At 71.1% G+C, this 23,403-nt stretch carries 17 protein-coding genes; 8 read left to right on the forward strand and 9 right to left on the reverse strand.

Translation table 11 applies throughout. From position 1 onward, the window contains the following. Positions 1–10: 10 nt before the first annotated feature. Both NYZ95_RS02065 and NYZ95_RS02070 read right to left on the reverse strand, forming a co-directional pair. Positions 11–1,957: a GMC family oxidoreductase N-terminal domain-containing protein gene (locus tag NYZ95_RS02065; RefSeq protein ID WP_262848199.1), complete on the reverse strand. Its 1,947-nt coding sequence runs from the start codon at positions 1,955–1,957 to the stop codon at positions 11–13. Beyond that, the gene (locus tag NYZ95_RS02070) at positions 1,957–3,510 is read right to left on the reverse strand and encodes a long-chain-fatty-acid--CoA ligase (protein WP_262848200.1); all 1,554 of its coding nucleotides are present in this window, start codon (positions 3,508–3,510) and stop codon (positions 1,957–1,959) included. The genes NYZ95_RS02065 and NYZ95_RS02070 overlap by 1 nt, the downstream gene beginning before the upstream one ends. A gap of 174 nt (positions 3,511–3,684) precedes the next feature. On the opposite strand from NYZ95_RS02070, the gene NYZ95_RS02075 reads away from it, so the two are divergent. Together NYZ95_RS02075 and NYZ95_RS02080 are read left to right on the forward strand one after the other, a co-directional pair. Continuing rightward, complete coding sequence (locus tag NYZ95_RS02075; RefSeq protein WP_262848201.1) at positions 3,685–4,929, forward strand: TetR/AcrR family transcriptional regulator; 1,245 nt, start codon at positions 3,685–3,687, stop codon at positions 4,927–4,929. A 20-nt stretch (positions 4,930–4,949) separates the two neighbouring features. After that, the gene (locus NYZ95_RS02080; protein WP_262848203.1) at positions 4,950–5,585 is read left to right on the forward strand and encodes a TetR/AcrR family transcriptional regulator; all 636 of its coding nucleotides are present in this window, start codon (positions 4,950–4,952) and stop codon (positions 5,583–5,585) included. A 48-nt stretch (positions 5,586–5,633) separates the two neighbouring features. Here the strand turns inward: NYZ95_RS02080 and NYZ95_RS02085 are convergent, their stop codons facing one another. The 4 genes from NYZ95_RS02085 to NYZ95_RS02100 form a co-directional block, all read right to left on the reverse strand. Beyond that, positions 5,634–7,799, reverse strand: a complete 2,166-nt coding sequence (locus NYZ95_RS02085; RefSeq protein WP_262848204.1) for a 3-hydroxyacyl-CoA dehydrogenase NAD-binding domain-containing protein — start codon at positions 7,797–7,799, stop codon at positions 5,634–5,636. 3 nt (positions 7,800–7,802) lie between these two features. After that, positions 7,803–9,011: an acetyl-CoA C-acetyltransferase gene (locus NYZ95_RS02090; protein WP_262848205.1), complete on the reverse strand. Its 1,209-nt coding sequence runs from the start codon at positions 9,009–9,011 to the stop codon at positions 7,803–7,805. 37 nt (positions 9,012–9,048) lie between these two features. Continuing rightward, positions 9,049–10,197, reverse strand: coding sequence for an acyl-CoA dehydrogenase family protein (locus tag NYZ95_RS02095; protein ID WP_262848207.1), 1,149 nt, complete (start codon positions 10,195–10,197; stop codon positions 9,049–9,051). A 121-nt stretch (positions 10,198–10,318) separates the two neighbouring features. Beyond that, positions 10,319–10,987, reverse strand: coding sequence for a GntR family transcriptional regulator (locus NYZ95_RS02100; protein WP_262848209.1), 669 nt, complete (start codon positions 10,985–10,987; stop codon positions 10,319–10,321). 173 nt (positions 10,988–11,160) lie between these two features. Here NYZ95_RS02100 and NYZ95_RS02105 point away from each other — a divergent pair, with 173 nt between their 5' ends. The 5 genes from NYZ95_RS02105 to NYZ95_RS02125 all read left to right on the forward strand — a co-directional run bounded on the left by NYZ95_RS02105 (position 11,161) and on the right by NYZ95_RS02125 (position 17,865). Then, positions 11,161–12,366 (forward strand): CaiB/BaiF CoA transferase family protein, encoded by a 1,206-nt coding sequence (locus tag NYZ95_RS02105; protein WP_262848211.1) that lies wholly within the window; start codon positions 11,161–11,163, stop codon positions 12,364–12,366. Positions 12,367–12,391: 25 nt separating this feature from the next. After that, positions 12,392–14,476 carry a hydantoinase/oxoprolinase family protein gene (locus NYZ95_RS02110; RefSeq protein ID WP_262848213.1) on the forward strand — a complete coding sequence of 695 codons (2,085 nt, stop codon included), beginning with the start codon at positions 12,392–12,394 and terminating at the stop codon, positions 14,474–14,476. Positions 14,477–14,480: 4 nt separating this feature from the next. Continuing rightward, on the forward strand, positions 14,481–16,352 hold the full coding sequence (locus tag NYZ95_RS02115) for a hydantoinase B/oxoprolinase family protein (RefSeq protein ID WP_262848215.1): 1,872 nt from the start codon (positions 14,481–14,483) through the stop codon (positions 16,350–16,352). A gap of 71 nt (positions 16,353–16,423) precedes the next feature. After that, positions 16,424–16,975 carry an isochorismatase family protein gene (locus tag NYZ95_RS02120; RefSeq protein WP_262848216.1) on the forward strand — a complete coding sequence of 184 codons (552 nt, stop codon included), beginning with the start codon at positions 16,424–16,426 and terminating at the stop codon, positions 16,973–16,975. Next, on the forward strand, positions 16,972–17,865 hold the full coding sequence (locus tag NYZ95_RS02125) for a hydroxymethylglutaryl-CoA lyase (protein WP_262848218.1): 894 nt from the start codon (positions 16,972–16,974) through the stop codon (positions 17,863–17,865). Before NYZ95_RS02120 ends, NYZ95_RS02125 begins: the two co-directional genes overlap by 4 nt. 5 nt (positions 17,866–17,870) lie before the next feature. Here NYZ95_RS02125 and ppk2 read toward each other — a convergent pair whose 3' ends face one another. Next, a complete protein-coding gene (gene ppk2 / locus NYZ95_RS02130; RefSeq protein ID WP_262848220.1) occupies positions 17,871–18,764 on the reverse strand; it encodes a polyphosphate kinase 2 in 894 nt (297 codons plus the stop codon). Further along, a complete protein-coding gene (locus NYZ95_RS02135) occupies positions 18,761–20,182 on the reverse strand; it encodes an alanine--tRNA ligase-related protein (RefSeq protein WP_262848222.1) in 1,422 nt (473 codons plus the stop codon). The genes ppk2 and NYZ95_RS02135 overlap by 4 nt, the downstream gene beginning before the upstream one ends. A gap of 98 nt (positions 20,183–20,280) precedes the next feature. Here NYZ95_RS02135 and NYZ95_RS02140 point away from each other — a divergent pair, with 98 nt between their 5' ends. Further along, complete coding sequence (locus NYZ95_RS02140; protein WP_262848224.1) at positions 20,281–22,380, forward strand: bifunctional lysylphosphatidylglycerol flippase/synthetase MprF; 2,100 nt, start codon at positions 20,281–20,283, stop codon at positions 22,378–22,380. On the opposite strand, the gene NYZ95_RS02145 is transcribed toward NYZ95_RS02140, so the two are convergent. Beyond that, on the reverse strand, positions 22,363–23,388 hold the full coding sequence (locus tag NYZ95_RS02145) for a 3-oxoacyl-[acyl-carrier-protein] synthase III C-terminal domain-containing protein (RefSeq protein WP_262848226.1): 1,026 nt from the start codon (positions 23,386–23,388) through the stop codon (positions 22,363–22,365). The genes NYZ95_RS02140 and NYZ95_RS02145 overlap by 18 nt on opposite strands. Between the last annotated feature and the right edge of the window lie 15 nt (positions 23,389–23,403).

Genomic DNA, 23,403 nt, shown 5'->3' on the forward strand with positions numbered 1-23,403 from the left:
TCGGGGCGGGTCAGAGCCGGGCCGCCAGCCGCGTCGCGTTCATGTGGGCGATGGCCTCGATCGAGATCATCGGGTTGACTCCTGAGGACGTCGGGAAGCACGAAGCGTCGGCCACGACGAGGTTGGGGATCTCCCAGGTCGCCCCGTCGGGGTCGAGCGCGCTCGTGTCCGCGGATCCGCCCATGCGGACGGAGCCCATGAGGTGCAGGGCCGCCATCGCGCAGCGGCCCGGTCCGTAGCCGGCGGCGTCGCACCGGGCGATGAAGTCGTCCACGGACCCGGATCCCTGCTGCCAGGTGATGCCCGCCTGGTGGCCGGAGAACATGTTCAGCGCGCCTGCCGCCTCGACGATGCGCGCGGCCCCGGCGACGCCCTGGCGCAACCGCTCCTCGTCGCGAGACGACAGCCGGTAGTGCACGACGGGCTCGCCGTCCTTGCCGACCTTCACCTCGCCCGAGTCCTGGTCACGGGTGATCACGCCGACACCGCTGAGGTGGGCGAGGTTGAGCATGCGCTCACGATGGGTGTCCGCGCCGCGCCAGGACATGAAGGCGACACCGAGCGCCGGGTTGGTGGCCGCGGTCTCGTAGATGACGCCGTAGCCGGACCCGTCGAGGTCGACGTGCTGGTTGGAGTAACGCGTCTGGATGCCGCCCTCCCAGGGACGGACCTCCTCCTCGAACTCGCCCCACACGGCGGTCGCAGGGTGGAGTCGCAGGTGACGGCCGATGTTGGGGTTGCTCAGCCCCGAACGACGCAGCAGCGCGGGGGTCTGGAGGCTCCCGCCTGCGACGACCACGGCCCGGGCGCGTACGACGACCCTGTGGCCGTCGGCGGTGACGCCCTCCACGCCCGTGGCGACGTCGCCCGCGCGGGTTACCGTACGGACGTCGACGCCGGTCACGAGACGGGCACCGGCCTGCTCGGCGTCGACGAGCCACGTCTTCGCCGTCGACTGCTTCGCGCCGATCCGGCAGCCCATCCCGCAGCGGCCGCACTCGATCCCGTTGTCGCAGCCCTTGACGTTGCGGGGCATCTCGTCGACGTGCCAGCCGAGCCGGGTCAGCCCGCGCTCGAGGATCACGTCGCGCGAGGAGATCGCGCCGTGGTTCTGGTTGACCCCGAGCCGCTCCCACACGGCGTCGAGCGAGCGGTCGTACTCCTCGGTGGCGAACTGTGCTGCGCCGAGCGCCGCCCATTCCTCGCGCACGCCGTCAGGCGTACGGAACGAGGTCGTGTAGTTCACCACCGTGCCGCCGCCGAGGCACTGCGCGGACAGGATGCTGAGCTGCCCCTCCGCGGTGCCGGTCGGTCCGGGCGCGTACAAGGAGGTGAGCCCGTTCAGCTCGCCGCCGTCGAAGTCGCCGTCGTCGTAGTAGCCACCCTTCTCGACGACGACCACGTCGTGGCCGGCTGCCGCGAGGACGGCGGCGGCGACGCCGCCCCCCGCTCCCGAGCCGACGACGACCACGTCGCAGTCGAGCTCGAGGGGGCCTGCGGGGGTGATCGGCCCCAGCGCGGGCGGGGCGGCGTCGGTCCGGTGCCCGAGGGGCCCGGGGTACCCCATCGCCTCCCAGAGCGGCGAGTGGCCGGTCGGGCCCGGGGCGAGGTAGTAGCCCAGGGTCGCGGCACCCTTGAGCGCCTGGAAGAGCGCGCGCTTCGGCGCGAGGCGCGAGTCGGACATCACGATCAGGGCGGCCTCGCGGCGCTCCTGGCTCACCCGCGAGAAGCGGCGGGGCCCGATGCCGAGCGCGAGCCCGAACACGGGGGAGTCCCAGAGCCCGAGGAGGCGGGCGAGCTGCTCGGTCTCGGCCTTGCGTGGGTTGTGCATCGCCATCGCCTCGACGATCGCGACAGCCCCGAGGGTGCTGGCGGACGGGATCGCGTCGCCGTCGCCGGGAGCGAAGGTGTCGCAGATCGCGGTGAGCGCTGCGCGCTGCTTGGCGGTGAGCTCCATCAAACGACCTCGTTGCGCAGCGTGGTCTTGAGGACCTTGCCGCCGGCGTTGCGGGGCAGCGCGTCGACGAGGACGAGCCGCTTGGGCATCTTGAAGCGCGCGAGCCGCTCCTCGAGGAAGGCGGTCAGAGCCCCCAGCTCCAGATCGGCGCCCTCGCGCTGCACGACGACCGCGACGGGGATCTCGCCCCACTGGTCGTCGGGACGGCCGATCACCGCGGCCTCGACGACGTCGGGGTGCGCGTAGAGGGCGTTCTCGACCTCGGCGCAGTACACGTTCTCGCCGCCGGTGATGATCATGTCCTTCTTGCGGTCGACGACCCAGACGAAGCCCTCCTCGTCCTGGCGCACGAGGTCGCCGGAGTGGAACCAGCCGCCCTGAAACGCAGCCTCGGTCTCCGCCGGCTTGTTCCAGTAGCCGCGGCTCACCGTGGGGCCGCGGTAGACAATCTCGCCGACCTCGCCGCGCGGGACGTCGTTCATCTCGTCGTCGACCACGCGGTACTGGATGGTCGGGATGGGCTTGCCGACCGAGCCGAGCTTGCGGATCGAGTCCTCGCCGCTGAGGACGCACGTGATGGGCGAGGTCTCGGTCTGCCCGAAGACGGCGACGTTGAGCGCGTCGGGGAACGTCTCGGCCATGGTCTGGAGCAGCGACTCCGACGCCGGAGCCGCGCCCCAGCTGATGATGCGCAGCGCGAGCTTGCGGTCCTTGATGTCTGGCAGTGCACAGATCGCCTGCCACTGCTGCGGCACGTTGAACACCAGCGTCGCGCCCTCGCGCTCCCACGCGTCGACGACCTCCGCCGGGTCGAAGGCGCCCAGCGGGTGGATCACGGTCGGGATGCCGAGGAGGAGGTTGGCGACCATCGAGCCGAGGCCCGCGATGTGGAAGAACGGGGCGGTCAGGAAGGCGACGTCGGACTCGTCGCCCATGAGATTGGCGCGGATGCACGTGAGCGCCTGCAGCTGCATGTTGCGGTGGGAGAGCATCGCGCCCTTGGGATGGCCGGTGGTGCCCGAGGTGTAGATGATGAGCGCGGTCGCGTCCTCGGGGACGTCGGCGAGCGGAACCGGGTCGTCCTCGGCCACCAGGGACTCGTACGAGGTGAAGCCTTCGGCCTCGCCGAAGCAGATCCGGGTGTCGAGCCGGTCGGTCAGCTGGGAGACGGCGCCGACGAGGGGGGCGAGCATCTGGTCGGCGAGGATCACGGTCGCGCCGGAGTCCTCGACGATGTAGCGGACCTCGTCGGGAGCGAGCCGGAAGTTCACCGGTACGGCGATCGCGCCGAGGCTGTTGATCGCCATGACGGCCTCGACGAACTCGCTGTGGTTGAGCGTCAGCAGCAGCACCCGGTCACCGGCCTGGACGCCGCGACGAGAAAGTCCGCCGGCAACGGCGAGAGACCGCTCGTGGAGCTGGAGCCACGTGGTGTCGACCCCACGGTGCCGCAGCGCTGTCGCGTCGGGCCGGGTGTGGGCGTGGCCGGCGATCTGCGCCATCCAGTGATTGCGGAACGTCCATTCCGGTGCGGTGGTAGGCGGGTGGTTCATGGCGCTGGCCTTCCGTGCGGCGGTGCTGCGGATGACCCGGAAGCATGCCCGAGCGAGCGGGCGTTGGCAACCCCTCTTGTTAATGGGAACTCACATATTTGTTAGCCGGGATTCACACGCCGCAGTCGTGGTTAACTGTCCTGCACCGTCGCCGACGCCACGAGAGGAGGAGACGTGACTGCCCCTGCTCCGACATCGCCGCGGCGCCCCCGCAATCGCAAGGCGCTCATCCTGACTGCGGCGTCCCGCGAGTTCGCCGAGCGCGGCTACCACGCCGTCGGCATGGAGGACATCGCCCTCGCCGTCGGCATCTCCGGCCCCGCGCTCTACCGCCATTTCCCCAGCAAGTACGCGTTGTTCGCCCAGTGCGCGCACGCGTTGGCGCGCGAGCTCCTCGATGACTGGCCGGCCGCGCCTCTGGGTGTGGACCTCGCGGAGGCGGAGGCGGCGCGCGCCCACCTCGACGACGTCGTCGTCGCCCTCGTACGCACCACGCTGCGCAACCGTCGCTCGGGCGGGATCTATCGCTGGGAGGGGCGCTACCTGGAGGCGGCCGACAGGGTCGAGGTCGGGGCGCTGTTCGACGAGATGGTCGTACGGATCGGGGCACTGGTGGCCGCCGTGCGGCAGCAGCCCGTCGACGATGCTGACGCCGACCTGCTGGCTGCCGGCGTGCTCGCCGTGGTCGCCAGCCTGACCGCGCACCACACGTCGACGTCGGTTCGCAGGACGACGGGTGTGATGGTGGCTGCGGCCGAACGCCTCGTACGGTGCTCGCTGCCGCCGGTCGACGCCGAGCCGGACACGGGTGGCGATGTCGCGTCGTCGCCCATCGGCACGGAGCCGGCCGGCCGCCGCGACCAGGTGCTGGCGGCGGCGCTGCACCTCTTCCACTCCGAGGGCTTCACCGAGACGACCGTGGAGGCGATCTCGGCGGCCGCCGGGCTCGCCCCGTCGGGCTTCTATCGCCACTTCTCGACCAAGGCGGACGTGCTCCTGGCCTCCTGCCTCCTGGCGTCCGAGCACCTCGACGCGACAGTCGCGGCCGCCGGCGTCCGCGGAGCCGCACCGGAGGTCGGACTGCGCCGGCTGGCGCGTGCGTACGTGGCGCACTCGTTCGCGCACCGCGAGCAGATGTCGGTCTACTCCTCCAGCGTGGTGAACCTGCCGGCCGCCGACCAGGCTCGACTGCGGACACTCCAGCGCGAGCACGTCGGGCTGTGGACCGACCTGCTCGTGGCGGCGCGACCCGATCTCGAGACGGTCGAGGCGCGTATGCTCGTGCACGCCGCGCTCGGCGTCGTCACCGACCTGGGGCGGAGGGTGCGCTGGCGGCGCAGCCCGGGCACGCAGGAGCGCATCCACCGGCTGGTGCTGGCGGTGCTGGGAGTGGACGAAGAGACGCCGTCCCCTATTTGAATCTGTGTTAGATTCTGCCCGTGACGGAGCAGACGGGGACGCGTGGCCGATCGGGCGCGGCTCGCCCGCTGCCGAAGTCCCACCGGACACGGGAGCGGATCCTCGACGCGGCCGCCCGCGTCCTCAGCAGCAAGGGCTACGCCGGCACCCGTCTGCAGGACGTCGCCGCGGAGGCGGGTCTCCAGGCACCGGCGATCTACTACTACTTCGGCTCGCGCGACGAGCTGATCGCCGAGGTCATGTTCGTCGGCGCCCACCGGGTGCGCGGGCACGTCAGCGACGTCCTCGCCGCCCTGCCGGCGGGCACCGGCCCGATGGAGCGCATCCTCGCCGCGGTGGAGGCGCACCTGCGTTACGAGCTGTTGATCAGCGACTACACGACCGCTTCGGTGCGCAACGCCGGGCAGGTGCCCGACGAGGTACGGGAACGCTCTGCCGCCGAGGAGGCGGCGTACAGCCACATGTGGCGCGACCTCTTCGAGGCGGCCCGGGAGGCGGGCGACCTGCGCCCCGACATCGATGCGAACCTCGCGCGCTTCCTCATCCTCGGCGCGATGAACTGGGCGGCGGAATGGTGGGACCCCAGTCACCGCACGCTGGACGACCTCGTCGCCGCCACCCAGCAGCTCGTGCTCGGAGGGATCGGCCGGCACTGACGTGGTGACGTCGGTGCCGGCCGACCCCGTCGGATCAGGCTGCCGCCCTCAGGCGTAGACCTCGCCCGCCTCGGCGCGCGCGACCAACGACGCCGGCGGCTCGAAGTGCGGCCCGTACGCGGCGGCGAGCTCGCGTGCGCGGGCGACGAAACCGGCCGGACCACCGTCGTACTGGTCGATGTAGTGGAGCACCCCGCCGGTCCACGGCGGGAAGCCGATCCCGAGCAGCGAGCCGATGTCGGCGTCCTCGACGGACTCGAGCACGCCGTCGTCGAGGCAGCGGACGGCGTCGAGAGCCTCGGCGAAGAGCATCCGCTCCTGGAGGTCGCGCAGCGGCAGCTCCCGCGAGCCCGAGGCGAACGCCTCACGCAGCCCCGGCCAGATGCCCGTACGACGGCCGTCCTCGTCATAGGCGTAGAACCCGCCGCCGGTCGAACGGCCGCGCCGGTCGAGCCGGTCGATCATCGTGTCGAGCACCGCGTCCGCGCCGTGCGGCTGCCACGTCCCGCCCTCGGCCTCGAGCGCCGCGCGGGTCTCCCCGCGGATCTTCTGCGTCAGCGTCAGCGTGAGCTCGTCGAGCAGCTGCAACGGCCCCGCCGGGTAGCCGGCCTGGAGCGCCGCCTGCTCGATCGAGGCCGGCTCGACGCCCTCTCCCACGGCCGCGACCGCCTCGTTGATGAAGGTGCCGATCACGCGGGACGTGAAGAACCCGCGCTGGTCGTTCACCACGATCGGGGTCTTGCGGATCTGCCGGACGAAGTCGAACGCCCGCGCCAGGGCGGCGTCCGACGTCTTGGCGCCGCGGACGATCTCCACCAGCGGCATCTTGTCGACCGGCGAGAAGAAGTGGATCCCGATGAAGTCCTCGGGGCGGCCGACCCCTTCGGCCAGGGTGGTGATCGGGAGGGTCGAAGTGTTGGAACCGAGCAGCGCGTCCGGGAGGACGACCGGCTCGAGCTCGGCGAAGACCTGCTGCTTGACGGGGACCGACTCGAACACGGCCTCGACGACGAGGTCCACACCCTCGAAGTCGTCGTACGAGTCGGTCGGCGTGATCCGGGAGAGCAGCGCCTCGACGGCGGCGGGTGTCGTCTTCGCGCGGGCGAGCGCCTTGGCCTCCAGCTTCTCGGCGTAACCCTTGCCGCGACGGGCCGCCTCGAGGTCGGTGTCCTTGAGGACGACCTCGATGCCCGCCTTCGCGGCGACGTACGCGATGCCGGCGCCCATCATCCCGGCGCCGACGACACCAAGCTTGCGGCACGTCGACGGCGGCTCGGACGACGGCCGGCTCGCGCCTGCGTCGACGTGCTGCTTGGCGAAGAAGGTGTGGATCATGTTCTTCGCGACCTGGCCGCTGGTGAGGCTGACGAGGTAGCGGGTCTCGATGCGGGTCGCGGTGTCGACGTCGACGTACGCGCCCTCGACCGCTGCCGCCAGGGCCGCCCGCGGCGCGGGCATGGGGGCGCCCTTGAGCTGCTTGCGCAGCAGCGCCGTCATGGCCGGCAGGGTCGACGCGATGCTCGGGGAGGAGGGGCCGCCGCCGGGGATCCGGAACCCCTTGCGGTCCCACGGCTGGGTGGCGTCCGGGTTGGCCTCGATCCAGGCGCGTGCGCGTGGCAGCAGTTCCGACGGACTGGCGACGAGGTCGTCGACGATCCCGAGCTCGAGCGCCTTGGCGGGAGTGAGGCGGGCGCCGCTGAGGATGACCTCGCTCAGGGCCTTCTGCAGGCCGAGCATGCGGACCGTACGCGTGATGCCGCCGCCTGCGGGAATGAGCCCGAACGTGACCTCTGGCGTCCCGAGCCTCAGGTCAGGCGCGTCGACCGCGATGCGGTGGTGGGTGGCGAGGGCGATCTCGAGCCCGCCGCCGAGGGCGCTGCCGTTGATCGCGGCGACGACCGGGCGGCCGAGCGTCTCGAGCCGTCGCATCAGCGCCTTGATCGCGTCGACGTGAGCCGTACGGGCGGGGGCGTCCTCGGGAGAGCCCTGCTGGAGGAGCCGCAGGTCGCCGCCGGCGAAGAACGTGAGCTTGGCGCTGGTGAGCACGACACCGGTGACAGTGTCGCGCTCCGCCTCCAGCCGCTCGATCGCGCGAGCGTAGGAGTCGGACCAGATCTCGTTCATCGTGTTCACGCGCTGCGTCGGGTCGTCCATCGTGAGGACGACGACGCCGTCGGCGCCCTTTTCCCAGCGGATGCCTTCGGTGCCGGTCATGTGTCAGAGCCTTTCGATGATGGTGGCGACGCCCATCCCGGCGCCGACGCAGAGCGTGACCAGGCCGTAGCGCTGCTCGCGGCGCTCGAGCTCGTCGAGGACGGTGCCGAGGATCATCGCGCCGGTCGCTCCCAGCGGGTGCCCCATCGCGATGGCGCCGCCGTTGACGTTGACCTTCTCGGGCGGCAGGGCGAGGTCCTCGATCCACTTGAGGACGACCGACGCGAACGCCTCGTTGAGCTCGAAGAGGTCGATGTCGTCGACGGTGAGGCCGGCCCGGTCGAGCACCTTGCGAGTCGCAGGCGTGGGGCCGGTGAGCATGATCGTCGGCTCGCTGCCGACCGCGGCCGTCGCGACCACCCGTCCGCGCGGCGTCAGCCCCATCGCCGCTCCCGCGGCCTCGGTGCCCAGCAGCACCAGCGCGGCGCCGTCGACGATGCCGGAGGAGTTGCCGGCGGTGTGGACGTGCTCGATGCGCTCGACGGCGTGGTACTTCTGCAGGGCGACGGCGTCGAAGCCCGCCTGCGCGCCGATGCCGGCGAACGCCGGACGCAGGGCGGCGAGCGACTCCGCCGTCGCGTCCGGGCGGCGGTGCTCGTCCTGGTCGAGCAGCAGCACGCCGTTCATGTCGCGCACGGGGACGATCGAGCGCTTGAAGTAGCCGTTGGTCCACGCGTGCTCCGCGCGGCGCTGCGACTCCAGCGCGAACGCGTCCACGTCCTCGCGCGTGAAGCCGTGGAGCGTCGCGATCAGGTCGGCGCCGATACCCTGCGGGACGAAGTACGCGTCGTAGGCGGTGGTCGGGTCCTGGGCGTACGCGCCGCCGTCGCTGCCCATCGGCACGCGCGACATCGACTCCACGCCGCCAGCGACGATCATGCCGTCACCGAAGGCGAGCTTGGCGGCGGCGGTGTTGACCGCCTCCAGGCCGGAGGCGCAGAAGCGGTTGAGCTGGACGCCCGGCACGCTCTCGGGCAGGCCCGAGACGAGCGCCGCCGTACGGGCGATGACGCCGCCCTGCTCGCCGACCGGGGAGACCACGCCGAGGACGACGTCGTCGATGCGTTCGAGGTCGAGGCCAGGGTTGCGGCTCGGCAGCTCGTCGAGGAGGCCGACCACGAGGTCGACCGGTTTCGTCCCGTGCAGCGCGCCGCCGCGGTTCTTGCCGCGGGGTGTGCGCAGGGCGTCGTAGATGTACGCCGTCTCGGCCATGAGGTCCTCCGGTGTGGGGTTGGGGGCTGTCCTGGGGTCAGAGGCCCAGGCCGCGGCCGACGATCTCCTTCATGATCTCGGTCGTGCCGCCGTAGATGGTCGTGATCCGGGCGTCCTCGTAGTCGCGGGCGATCCGGTACTCGCGCATGTAGCCGTAGCCGCCGTGCAGCTGGAGGCAGCGGTTGACGATGCGCACGTGCTGCTCGGTGCACCACCACTTGGCGGCAGCGGCCTCCTCGGCGCTCAGCTGCCCTTCGACGTGGCGGCGCACCATCTCGTCGAGGTAGACGCGGGTGACCTGGAGCTCGGTCGCGATCTCGGCGAGCACGAAGCGGGTGTTCTGGAAGCTGCCGATCGGCTGCCCGAAGGCCTGCCTGTCCTTCACGTACGCGAGGGTGCGCTCGAACGAGCCCTCGGCGGCGGCGACGGAGGCGGCCGCGATCGAGATGCGCTCTTGGGGGAGGTTGCGGACCAGACCCATGAACCCCTCGCCCTCGGCGCCGAGCAGGTTCGCGGCAGGGACCCGGACGTCCTCGAAGAAGAGCTCGCTGGTGTCTTGGGCGTGCAGGCCGATCTTGTCGAGGTTGCGGCCGCGGGAGAACCCGGGCATGCCTTCCTCGATCACGAGCAGGCTGAGGCCACGGTGGCGGTCGTCGGACGTCCGGACCGCGGTGGCGACCAGGTCGGCGTTCTGGCCGTTGGAGATGAACGTCTTGGCGCCGTTGACGACGTACTCGTCGCCGTCGCGCACGGCGCGGGTCTTGATCCCGGCGAGGTCGCTGCCCGTCCCGGGCTCGGTCATCGCGATCGCCGTGATCAGCTCGCCGCGGGCGATGCCGGGCAGCCAGCGCGCCTTCTGCTCGTCGTTGGTGAGACCGGTGAAGTACGGGAAGACGATGTCGTTCTGGAGCGCCACGCACCCCATCCCGCTGCTCACCGGGTTGCGGGCGATCTCCTCGCCCATGATCGCGTTCAGGCGGAAGTCGTCGACCCCGCCGCCGCCGTACTCCTCGGGGATCGAGAAGCCGAGGATCCCGTCGGCGGCGGCCGCGGTGAACAGGTCGCGGTCGACCTTGCCCTCGGTCTCCCACCGCTCGGCGTTCGGGACGACGTGCTTCTCGATGAAGGCTGCCACGGTCTCCCGGAAGGCCTCGTGGTCCGCGTCGTACAGGGTGCGGTGCGTCATCGGCGCCCCTCTCTGTCGGAGACGAGCGCAGACCTGTCGTCCACCCCGTCTGGCTCTTCACAGGACCGTAGCGGCGCCGGGATGGTTTTTACAAGAGATTAGAAAATCGAGATCGCAGCGTTCAGGGGCCCGAGGGCGGCTCCACGGGGAGGCGGTCGCGGATCGACACCCAGCCGTGGCGGATGTGCGACCGCATCGCGGACTCGGCCCACTCGGGGTCGCCGGCGCGCAGGGCCGCGACGATCTCGTGGTGCTGGTCGAGGCTGCGGCGCAGCGCCTCGGGCGGGTAGTGGGCGAAGGTGTTGTGGACCAAGGGAGTGTGGATCACCGACGCCAGCAGCGAGCCGAGGCGCGCCCGGCCGGCAGCCTCCACGATCCCCGTGTGGAAGCGGTTGTTGAGCGCGGTGACCGCGTCGAGGTCGTGGACCCCGGCGGCACGGGTCATCGCGCTCGCGAGGTCCGACAGCGCGCCGACGTCGAGCGCGTCCGAGGTCGCCGCACGCCGCGCGCCGTACGGCTCGAGCATGCTGCGGATCTCGAAGATCTCCTCGACGTCCTCGATGCCCCAGCTCTGGACCTGGACGCCCCGGTGCCGCTCGTGCCGGACGAGCCCGTCGGCCGCCAGGCGGCGCAGCGCTTCGCGCACGGGCGTACGGCTCACGCCGAGGTCGTGGGCCAGGTCCTCCTCCCGCAACCACTCGCCGCCATAGCGTCGCCCGGACAGGATCTGCGCCCTGATGGCCTCGTACGTGCGCTCCGTGCTCGCGCCGAAGTCGATCTTCTCCGCCATGAGGCCGGGAGAATAGCAGGGCTCACCCAGACCAGATTGCATACAACTCCGAAGTTCGGTCAGATCCCTTGACCTGGACGCCTGCCCGACTCTAGTGTCTCTCGCATTCTCGGTGTGATCTACGTCTCGGTCGAATATCTACCGGTTTGTATACGACTCTGGGAGGTCTGCGGGTGACAGATCATGCCGCCGCGGCCCTTTCGGACGTCCGGGTGATCGAGATGGGACAGCTCCTCGCGGGGCCGTTCTGCGGTCAGCTCCTCGGAGACTTCGGCGCCGACGTCATCAAGGTCGAGGACCCTGGTCCGGGCGACCCGATGAGGCAGTGGGGCCGCGAGAAGCCGCACGGTCTCTCGTTGTGGTGGCCCGTTGTCGCGCGCAACAAGCGGTCTGTGACGGCCAACCTGCGCGACCCGCGCGGGCAGGAGATCGTCCGCGAGCTGGTCGCGCAGTCCGACGTCCTCGTCGAGAACTTCCGCCCAGGCACGCTCGAGCGCTGGGGGCTCGCACCGCAGGCGCTGTGGGAGATCAACCCACGCCTGGTGGTGACGCGGGTGACCGGCTTCGGCCAGACCGGCCCGTACGCCGGCCGTGCGGGCTACGGCTCGATCGGCGAGGCGATGGGCGGCATCCGCTACATCACGGGCGACCCCGACAAGCCGCCCGCACGCACCGGGGTGTCGCTCGGCGACTCGCTGGCCGCGACCTTCGCCTGCGTCGGCACGCTCGTCGCCCTCCACGCACGCGAGCGCACCGGCCGGGGGCAGGTCGTCGACGCCGCCATCTACGAGTCCGTCCTGGCGCTGATGGAGTCGATGGTCCCCGAGTGGCAGATCGCGGGCTACCAGCGCGAGCGCACCGGCGCGGTGCTGCCCAACGTCTCGCCGAGCAACGTCTACCCGACCCGCGACGGCGACGCCGTCCTCATCGCCGCCAACCAGGACACCGTGTTCCGGCGGCTGGCCGCGGTGATGGGACGACCAGCGCTCGCCGAGGACGAGCGCTACGCGACGCACAGCGCGCGTGGCGCGTCCATGGAGGAGCTGGACGCGCTGATCGCCCAGTGGACCGCCGGCATCGACGCCGACGACCTGCTCGAGCGCCTGAACGACGCAGGAGTGCCCGCCGGCCGGATCTACCGGGCGCGCGACATGCTCGAGGACCCTCACTTCGTGGCCCGCGAGGCCATCGTGCGGCTCAAGCACGCGACCCTCGGCGAGTTCCCCGTCCAGAACGTCGCCCCGAAGCTGTCGGCGACCCCAGGCTCCGTACGCCACCTGGGGCCGGCGCTCGGCGAGCACAACGAGGACGTCTATCGCGGTCTGCTCGGGATGGACGACGAACGCTTCACCACGCTGCGTGACGACGGCGTGATCTGAGGACACCTGACTGGAGGAGACCCGTATGACCTATCGGCTCGGTGTGGACGTCGGGGGCACGTTCACCGACATCCTGCTCGTCGACGAGCGCTCGGGGGAGACGTACCGCGCGAAGACCCCGTCCACCCCGCACGACCAGTCCGTCGGTGTGCTCAAGGGCATCACCCAGGCCTGCGAGAGCGCCGGCATCGGGCTCGACCAGGTCGGCGACGTCATGCACGGCACAACCGTGGCGACCAACGCGATCCTCGAGGGCAAGGGCGCCCGCGTCGGCCTGGTCACGACGCGGGGGTTCCGCCAGGTCCTCCAGATCGCACGCTCGTTCGTCCCCGGCGGCCTGGCCGGCTGGATCATCTGGCCGAAGCCCGAGCCGCTCGCGGCGCTTGAGGACACCGTCGAGGTCGGCGGCCGCGTCGCGAGCGACGGCACGGTCGTCGAGGACCTCGACGAGGCCGACGTACGACGTGCGCTGGAGTCGCTGGCGTCGCAGGGCGTGGAAGCGCTGAGCATCAGTCTCATCAACTCCTACGCCAACGCCGACCACGAGCGCCGCGTCGCCAAGATCGCCGCGGAGATCCTGGGCGACGTCACGATCTCGGTGTCGTCGTCGGTGCTGCCGGAGCTGCGCGAGTACGAGCGGACGCTGACGACGGTCGCGAACGCGTACGTGCAGCCGAGCGTGGCGCGCTACACGACCAACCTCGGCAACGAGCTCGCCGCCTCGGGGATCGACGGCAACCTCTACATGCTGCGCAGCGACGGCGGGCTCACCTCGGCCGCAGCCGCCGCCGACAACCCCGTCTCGCTGCTCCTGTCCGGGCCGGCCGGCGGCGTCACCGGTGCGGCGTGGGTGGCCGAGCAGGCGGGTTTCACCGACTTCCTGACCTTCGACATGGGCGGCACGTCCACGGACGTGGCGCTCGTCCAGGACCGCACACCCCGGATCGGCCGCGAGACGAAGGTCGGCGACCTCACCGTGCGTGCCACCTCGGTCGACGTCCGTACGGTCGGTGCGGGCGGCGGGTCCATCGCCCACGTGCCGCCGCTGACGCAGGCGCTGCGCGTCGGACCGCAGTCGGCCGGAGCGGTGCCCGGGCCGGCCGCGTACGGGCAGGGCGGGGCCGAGCCGACGGTCACCGACGCCAACGTCGTCCTCGGGTACCTGCCGACGTCGCTGGCCGGCGGAGAGGTGACGCTCGACCGCGACGCCGCGGTGACGGCGGTGCAGACGATCGTGGATGCGACCGACCTCGGCAGCGTCGAGGAGGCGGCCGAGGGCATCGTCGACATTGTCAACGAGAACATGCTCGGCGCCCTGCGGCTCGTGTCGGTGCAGCAGGGGTTCGACCCCCGTGACTTCGCGCTCGTCGCCTTCGGCGGGGCAGGCCCGCTGCACGCCAACGCGCTCGGCCGCCTGACCGGCGCGTGGCCGGTGATCATCCCGCCGTCGCCGGGCGTGCTGTGCGCGTACGGCGACGCGACGACGAGCATGCGCGACGAGGCCGTCCGTACGCTCATGCGGCCGTTCTCGGCGCTCGACGACGACAGCCTTCGCGACGTCCTGTCGGAGCTCGCCGAGGACGCGCGTGCGTCCCTGCTGCGCGACGGCCTCGACGAGGACGCGCTCACCGTCACCTACGCCGCCGACCTGCGCTACCACGGACAGGGCTTCGAGATCCCGGTGCAGATCGACCTGAGCACCTTCGACGGGAGCGGTGCCGGGCTCGACGCGCTCCGTCGGTCCTTCGACCGCGAGCACGAGCGGCTCTTCTCCTTCCTCCTCGACAACGAGCACGAGATCGTCACGGTGCGCGCCACGGCGACCGGCCCCCGCCCGGCGGTGAGCGCCCCCACGCTCACCGCCGGTGGCGGAGACCCGTCGGCCGCGCGGACGTCCACGCAGCAGATCTGGGTCGACGGAGGGCCGGTCGACGCCGGCATCTTCCAGCGCGACCTCCTCCGCGGTGGCGACGTCGTCGAAGGGCCCGCGATCGTCACCGAGATGGACTCCACCACCCTCGTGCTCCCTGGGCACACCGCGACGGTCCATCCCAGCGGCAGCCTGCTCATTCGACCCCTCGACCACACCGGCACCGGTACGGAGGCCTGAGACCATGGCACAGCTCATCGAGACCGCGACCACCCCGTTGTCGCCGGTCGACGTCGACGTCATCACCCTCGACCTGGTCGAGAACGCGCTGCGCAACGCGCGGTACGAGATGGACGAGGTGCTGTTCCGTACGGCGCTCTCGCCGGGGATCCGCGAGCAGCACGACGAGTTCCCGCTGATCGGCGACCCCGAGGGCAAGATGGTCGTCGGCCAGTTCGGGCTGTCGATCCCCGACTTCCTCGAGAACTTCGACGGCACCATCGAGGAGGGCGACGTCCTCCTGACCTCCGACCCGTACTCGTGCGGAGCCGCGATCAGCCACGCCAACGACTGGCTGGTCGTCATGCCGATCTACTTCGAAGGACGCATCGTCGGCTGGTCGTCGATGTTCGGGCACATGTCCGACGTCGGCGGCAAGACGCCCGCGTCGATGCCGACCGACGCCCGCACGATCTACGAGGAGGGCGTCGTCATCCCGCCCTTCAAGCTCTACAAGAAGGGCGTGCTCGACGAGGACGCGCTGCGGATCATCCTCAACCAGGTCCGCAAGCCCGACTGGAACCGCGCGGACCTCAACGGGCTCGTCGCCGCGTGCCGTACGGCCGGTCGGCGGGTCCAGGAGCTGTGTGCCCGCTTCGGCGCCGACACGTACACGTCGGCCCTCGACGCGCTGCTCGACCGCAACTATCGGGCGATGAAGGCGCTGCTGCAGATGGTGTTCAAGGACGGTGAGACGCTGTCGTTCACCGACTACATCTGCGACGACGGCGTCGGCTACGGCCCGTACGAGCTCAAGCTCAGCCTGACCCGCAACGGCGACAAGGTGCTGCTGGACTTCACGGGCAGCAGTCCCCAGGCGCAGGGCCCGATCAACTACTTCATCAACGAGAACCTCGTGCGGATGTTCTTCGGGATCTACATGATCACCGTGGCCGACCCGCAGATCCTCTGGAACGACGGGTTCTACCCCCTGGTCGACGTCGAGATCCCGGAGGACTCGTTCTGGAAGCCGAGGTTCCCCGCGGCGCTGAACGCCCGCAACCACGGCATCGGGCGCGTCTTCGACCTGTTCGGCGGCCTTCTCGGTCAGACGAACCCCGACCTGCTCAACGCGGCGGGCTTCTCGTCGTCGCCGCACTTCATGTACTCGGGCAACTACAGCGAGGGCGAGCGCAAGGGCGAGTGGTTCCAGCTGTACTCGATCGGGTTCGGCGGCATCCCGGGCCGCCCGATCGGCGACGGCCCCGACGGCCACTCGCTGTGGCCCTCGTTCGTCAACATCCCCTGTGAGTACCTCGAGTCCTACTACCCGCTGCGCGTCGAGGCGTGGGAGACCGTCGCCGACACCGGCGGGGCGGGCCTGCACCGAGGCGGCAACGCGGTCGACGTCGCGTACCGGTTCCTCGAGCCGGGGACGATCGCGATCCACGACGACCGGTGGCTCACCTACCCCTGGGGTGTCAACGGCGGTGCGCCCGGCGCCCGCGGCACCAAGTGGCTCGAGCGCGCCGACGGCACCCGCGAGGTCTTGCCGAGCAAGGTGCACGACGTCCCGGTCGCGCGCGGCGACGTCCTCCACTTCGTGACGTGGGGCGGTGGCGGTTGGGGCGACCCGCTCGCCCGCGACCCCGAGCTCGTCGGACTGGAGGTACGCCGCGGGCTGGTGACGGTCGACGGCGCCCGCCGGTACGGGGTGGTGTGCGACGAGAGCGGCACGGTCGACGCGTCGGCGACCGAGTCGCTGCGCTCGGCGTTGCGCGAGGAGCGTCCCGACGTGCTGCCGACGTTCGACTCCGGCCCGCCGCTGGAGGAGATCCTCGCCCGTTGCGAGGAGGAGACAGGCCTCCCCGCGCCGAAGCCGCCGGTGCCTCTGTGAGTCCGCTGCCGGCGGACATGTTCCCGCCAACGCTGGGCGTCGGGCTTCCCCCGGGTCGGCGCCCAGCGTTGGTGTCAGTCGATCTCGTCCAGGCGTACTTCGACCCCGGCTCCGCGCTCTGCCTGCCGTCCGAGGCGGTGCTCGGCCCGGCGGCCCGGGTGCTGGACGGCGCCCGGCAGGCGGGCGTACCCGTCGTTCACACGCGGGTCGCGTACGACGCGGGTGGCGCCGACGGCGGCGTCTTCCTGCGCAAGCTGCCGGCGCTGGCGGGGTTCGCGGGCGGCGGGCCACTGTCGCAGATCGTGAAGGAGGTCGCGCCGGCGCCCGGGGAGCCGGTGATCGTCAAGCAGTACGCGAGCGCGTTCTTCGGGACGTCGCTCTCGTCCACGCTCACCTCGCACGGCGTCGACACGCTGCTCGTCGTGGGGGTCAGCACCAGCGGGTGCGTCCGCGCGACGGCGGTCGACGCGCTCCAGCACGGGCTCGTGCCGGTGGTGGTCCGCGACGCCGTCGCCGATCGGGCGGAGGGGCCGCACGAGGCCAACCTGTACGACCTGCAGGCGAAGTACGCGCAGGTGGTCTCGGAGGACGAGGCGCTCGACTACCTGGCAGGTCTGCGATGAGCGTGGTCGTCTGCGAGGTGTCCCCGCGCGACGGCCTGCAGAACGAGTCGGTGGTCCTGCCCACCGAGGCGAAGGTGGAGCTGGTCTCGCGGGCGCTCGCCGCCGGGGCGCGGCGGATCGAGGCGGTGAGCTTCGTGAACCCTCAGCGCGTGCCGCAGATGGCCGACGCCGAAGCGGTGATGTCGGCCGTCCCCCGCAGCGACGACGTCGCGTACGCCGGTCTCGTGATGAACCGGCGCGGGCTCGACCGAGCGCTCGCCGCGGCGGTGGACGAGGTCAACGTGGTCGTCGTCGCGACCGACACCTTCTGCCGCCGCAACCAGGGCACGACGACTGCCGAGGCGTGCGACGCCGCCGCCGAGATCGTCGCGGACGCGCGCGCTGCCGGCGTCGCCACCACGGTCACGGTCGGTGCCGCGTTCGGGTGCCCGTTCGAGGGAGAGGTGTCGACCGCGCGCCTCGACGAGGTGGTCGCCCGCGTGGCCGAGGCCGGGGCCGACGAGATCGCGCTGGCCGACACCATCGGCGTCGCCGTCCCGGCCGCCGTGACCGAACGGCTCGCGCTGCTTGCACGCCGCGCCACGTCGGGCACGAGGCGACGGCTCCACCTCCACGACACCCGCAACACCGGCGTCGCGAACGCGGTCGCGGGCGTCGCGGCCGGGGTCGACGTCCTCGACGCCAGCATCGGCGGCGTCGGCGGGTGCCCGTTCGCGCCGAACGCCACGGGCAACGTCGCGACCGAGGACCTCGTCTACACGTTCGCGCGCTCCGGCATCGAGACCGGGCTCGACCTCGCGACGCTCATCGACGCCGCCGGGTGGCTCGAGGGTGAGATCGGCCGTCGGCTCCCCAGCGCGCTGCTGCGGGCAGGCCCGTTCCCGTCTTAGCCGTCTCAGTCGCCGACGGTGTCGCGTCCGCGGCGGACCAGCTTGGGGTCGGCGTACGCGACGACCTCGGCGTCCTTGTCGGTGTAGTCGTACTGGCTCAGGAAGAACCGCATCGCGTTGAGGCGCGCCCGCTTCTTGTCGTTGCTCTTGATCGCCGTCCAGGGCGAGGCGTCGGTGTCCGTGTGGAGCATCATCGCCTCCTTCGCGTCGCTGTAGGCGTCCCAGCGGTCGAGCGACTCGATGTCCATCGGCGAGAGCTTCCACCGCCTGACCGGGTCGATCTGGCGGATCGCGAAGCGTGTGCGCTGCTCGTGCTGGGTCACCGAGAACCACAGCTTGGTGAGGTGGAGCCCGCTCTCGGTGAGCATCTCCTCGAACAGCGGCGCCTGGTGCATGAAGCGCTCGTACTCGGTGTCGGTGCAGAACCCCATCACCCGTTCGACGCCGGCACGGTTGTACCAGGAGCGGTCGAAGAGCACGATCTCCCCGGCGGTCGGCAACCGCCGGACGTAGCGCTGGAAGTACCACTCGCCGCGCTCGGTCTCGGTCGGCTTCGTCAGCGCGACCACGCGCGCCGAGCGCGGGTTGAGGTGCTCGGTGAACCGCTTGATCGTGCCGCCCTTGCCGGCGGCGTCGCGCCCCTCGAAGAGGATGACGTGCTTGGTGCCGGTGTCTTGGGCCCAGTACTGGAACTTCAGCAGCTCCACCTGGAGGCGGTACTTCTCGCGCTCGTAGTGGTCGCGGTCCATCCGCGTGTCGTACGGGTAGTCGTCGCGCCACGTCTCGATCGGGTTTCCGCCGGGATCGATGAGGTCGGGGTCGGAGCCGTGCTCGTCGTGACGCACGGTGTAGCCCTGGCTGATCAGGTCCTCGAGGTACTCCCGGAAGTTCTGGATCACAGGTGCTCCTTCTTCGTGGCCGCCCGCGAGCGCTCGCGCTGCTCGCGGACGAGGTCGTCCAGCTGGTGCTGCCAGTCCGGGTCGAGGGCGAGCGACTCGGCGCGGACCTCCTCGAGGCTGAGTTCCACGGGGAACCCGTACGTGTCCTTCCAGGCGAACAGGTCGGCGCCGGTCACGGTGCGGCCCTCGTACGACCGCACGTGCGCGAGGCCTCGTTCGAGCGTACGGCGGAACTTGCGCTCCTCGGCGGCCAGGGTCGCGACGACCTCGTCGCGGCGCTGCTCGACCTCCGGGTACGCGTCGCGGTAGAGCCCAGCGACCGTCGGGACCAGGCCGCCCACGAAGTCCTCGTCGAGCCCGAGCTCGTGCGCCTTGCGCATCGCGCGCCGCACCAGCCGCCGCAGCACATAGCCCTGCGCCTTGTTGGACGGCACCACCCCGTCGACGGCGAGGAACGTCGCGCCGCGGACGTGGTCGGCCACCACCCGGAACGCAGCGGTCGCGTCGTCGTAGCCCACGCCGCTGCGCTCCTCCAGCCGTTGCACGAGCGGCCACAGCAGGCTGGTCCGGAAGACGTCGGGACTGTCGATCACCGCGGCCGCGATGCGTTCGAGCCCGCCCCCGAAGTCCACGTTGTGCCGGGGGAGCGGGGCGAACCCGTCCTCGGTGCGCTGGTAGGACATGAAGTCGGAGTTGCCGATCTCGACGTAGCGCCCGCAGTCGCAGTTGGGGTGGCACCGAGCCCCGTACGCGGGGTTGTGCGCGAGCGAGGGGAACAGGTAGAACATCTCGGAGTCCGTGCCGCCGGGGTCGCCGAGGGGCATCCGTTCCATCGAGTCGCCACGGCACCACCAGTTCTTGCGGCCGTAGAAGCAGATCCGCGCGCCGTCGCTGCCGATCTCCCCGGCGCGTTCGAGCGTCCCGAGGTCGGCGACGGTCCCTTCGATCCCGGCGGCGGCGAACAGGTCCTTCCACACGGCGGCGCTCTCGTCGTCCCGGGGCAGGTCGTACGTGTCGTCCCCGCCGAAACAGCTCACGTACAGGCGCGAGGGATCCAGGCCGAGACGGACGACCAGGAGCTCCCACACGGACCGCAGCTGCTCCTCCTTGCCGTAGTCGCCGAGGCTCCAGTTGCCCAGCATCTCGAAGAAGGTCGTGTGGCGGTCGTCGCCGACCTCGTCGAGGTCCTGGCTGCGCAGGCAGGGCTGGGAGTCGGCGAGCCGAGGGCCGTCGGGGTGCTCGGCTCCCTCGAGGTAGCGCAGCAGCGGTTGCATCCCGCTCCCGGTGAACAGCGTCGTGGGGTCGTCGTGCGGCACGAGCGACGCGCGCGGGAGGATCACGTGACCGCGTTCGCGCTGGAACTCCAGGAAGGTCTCGCGCACGGCGTCGGTGTCCCTGGTGCTCGGCTGCTCGCCCATCGCACTCCTCTCCGCCGTTCCAGCATCCGTCGCCACCGGCCCCGCCGCACGTCTGCGCTCGAGGTGCCCACCTATGACGGTGGTGTCAGCCTTGGCTCATGGCGCGATGGGGTAGGGCGGTCCTTGCCGTCGTCCGGCGCCTCCCGTTCACGTCCGCGCTGGTCCTGCTGTCCCTCGTGGTGGCGGTGGCGACGACGACCGCGTGGTCACCGGCGGTGGACAAGCCGTGGTTCCACGACGTCGCGTACGGGCTCCCGTCGTTGGAGGCCGGCCGGTGGTGGACGCCGGTGACCGGCTCGTTCCTGGCGTTCCTGCCCATCCAGTACCTGCCGATCGTGCTCACGTCGGCGATCTTTGTCGGCATCGGCGAGTGGGTGCTCGGGACGAAGACGGCGGCGTGGGTCGCGATCACCGGGCAGATCGGCGCGGTCGTCTTCGTGTCGCTGGTGGTGGCGGTGCTGCGGCACACCGACTGGGCGTGGGCGCACGCCCGGGCCGAGGCGTACGACGTGGGATTCAGCGCCGGGGCGTTCGCGGTGCTCGCGGTGGCGTCGGCCAAGATGCGCCCTCCCTGGCGGGGGCGGGTGCGGGTGCTCATGTGGGCGTACGAGATCCCCAACCTGATCCTGGTCGGCACGCTGGCCGACCTCGCCCACCTCTTCTCGCTGCTGTTCTGGCTGCCGCTGGGCCCCCGGATCGTCGGCCGACCCGCTCGCCTGTGGATCCCAGGTCTCTCGCGGTACGAGGTGCGGTGGCTCGCGGCCGGGTTCTTCTGGCTGGGTGCGGTGGTGACGCTGGCGGGACAGTTCCTCTCCGTCGAGGGGCCGTTCGGCCACTTCGGCGGTACCGACCTCTCCTGGTGGAGCGTCATCCCGACCGTCGTCCTCGACGTCGTCATCGGAGTGGGTCTCCTGCACGGGCGCCGGCTGTGGTGGCGAGGGGCCCTGCTCGTCACGGCGGTCGCGGCCGTCCTCGCCACCGTCCCCGTGCTCACCCTGGCCTTCCGGCACGAGCGTCCGGAAGGCCTCGGGCTCTACGTGGTGATCTTGGTGTTCGACCTGATCCAGGTCGCCGTCCTCGTGCTCGGGCGGCGCGCGTTCCGCAACCCGAGCAGGCGTCGCCGCGCGCGCGAGGGCGCGAGCGTGTTCGGAGGGACGCCGTCGGAGGGTGACCGCGACCAGGTGCGCGCGCGCCTGTCCACCCTCGGGTCGCCCAACGACCTCGCCTGGATGACGACGTGGCCGGAGAACCGGTGGTGGTTCCCTGCCGACCGCGACGGCTACGTGGCCTACCAGATCCGCAGCGGTGTCGCGCTCGGGCTCTGCGACCCGGTCGCGGAGCCCGAGGAACGTGCCGAGCTGCTCGACCTCTTCGTCCGCGTCGCCCGGGAGGGCGGGACGACCCCCTGCTTCTTCAGCGTCACCGAAGAGGTGGCCGTCTGGGCGCGGGGGCAGGGGTGGTCCTCGCTCCAGGTGGCGGAGGAGGCGGTGATCGACCTCCCCACGATGGAGTTCCGGGGCAAGAAGTGGCAGGACGTCCGTACGGCGCTCAACCAGGCGCGCAAGCACGAGATCACCCACCGGCTCGTGAGGCTGGCGGAGGCGCCGCGCGGGATCCAGGTCCAGGTGCGCGCGATCTCCGACGCCTGGGTGGGGGACAAGGGGCTCCCGGAGATGGGGTTCACCCTCGGCGGCGTCGACGAGGCGATGGACCCGCAGGTGCTCGTAGGTCTTGCGATCGACGACGAAGGCACCGTGCAGGGGGTCACGAGCTGGATGCCGATCCACGCGGAGAACGGGGTGCAGATCGGCTGGACCCTCGACCTCATGCGCCGACTCCCCGACGGGTTCCGCTACACCATGGAGTTCCTCATCGCCTCCGCGTGCCTCGCGTTCAAGGAGCAGGGGTACGCGCTCGTCTCGCTCTCGGGGGCGCCGCTGGCGCACCTGGGTGAGCAGGACGAGACGTTCGACCGCTCGGGGATCGACCGGGTCCTCGAGGTGGTGGGGGAGACCCTGGAGCCGTACTACGGGTTCCAGTCGCTCGAGGCCTTCAAGGCGAAGTTCCAGCCCCGCTACCAGCGGCTCTACATGGTGTTCCCCGACGAGGCCGCGCTGCCCAAGATCGGCGTCGCGCTCGGCTCGGCGTACCTCGACGGGCTGGGCCCGGCGAAGCTCTTGTCACTGGCGAGGACGTAGCGCCTCGTCCACGCGCAGCAGCAGCGCCGTCACGTGGAAGCCCGTCCCGACGGCGGCGATCACCACGTACGGGGTCTGGACCGCGCCCGCGTGCAGCGCGAGGTTCACCGGATACGTCGAGTGCGTGAGGTTGCCGAACCTCTCCAGCGTCTCGAGGTACGCCGCGGGCGACAGCCGGTCGGCCCAGTGGTCGAGCAGGGCGCGCGAGCCCTGGTGGGTGATGAGCGAGACGTCGGCGCCGCTGAGCCCGTGGCGTGCGAGCAGCTCGGCGACGAGGTCGGGCAGCCCGTCGCGCATGATCGTCTGGTAGACCTCGACGCCGGTGTCGGGCTCGAGAAGGTACGTCGGTGCCGCGTGGCCGTCTTCGCCGACCGGGATCCCGGCCCAGTCGTGCGCCTGGCGCGGGCGTACGGCCATCGTCATCGACGAGTAGCCCCAGCCGAACGTCCGAGTCTGGTGGTCGACGAGGCGCAGCGCGCCGCCCGGCGAGAGGACGGCGGCGCCCGCGCCGTCCCCGATCGCCTGGGCGTGCCCGCGGCGGTAGTCGACGTGGCGGGTCCAGTTGGACCCGGTGACGACGAGCACGCGCTCGCAGCCGCCGGCCACGATCGCCTCGTGCCCGTGCACGACGCCGAGGAGGAAGTTGCTGAAGTCGCTGTTCAGCGGCACCACGAGGCTGTCCTCCCGCATGCCGAGGCGGGCGTGGACCTCGTACAGGGAGTTTGGGGTGAAGTACGCCGGCACCGACGCGTACCCGTAGATGCGGTCGACGTCGGTCGCGTCGAGTCCCGCCTCGTCGAGCGCCTGCTGGCAGGCGTCGACCATGAAGCTCTCGATCTCCTCGTCCGTGCTGAGCACCCGGCGCTGCCCGGTGCCGGTGAAGAGGTCGGCCTCGGCGACCCCGGTCGGCCCCGGCGTCCGGTCGAGCGCGGAGTACACCGGGTCGTCGTCCTCGCGGATCCGCTTCGGCACTGCCCAGCCGGTCCCTGTGATCCCCGGATCAGTCATGTGTCGTCCCCCTGG

It is taken from the genome of Mumia quercus (genome assembly GCF_025506335.1).
Classification (GTDB): domain Bacteria; phylum Actinomycetota; class Actinomycetes; order Propionibacteriales; family Nocardioidaceae; genus Mumia; species Mumia quercus.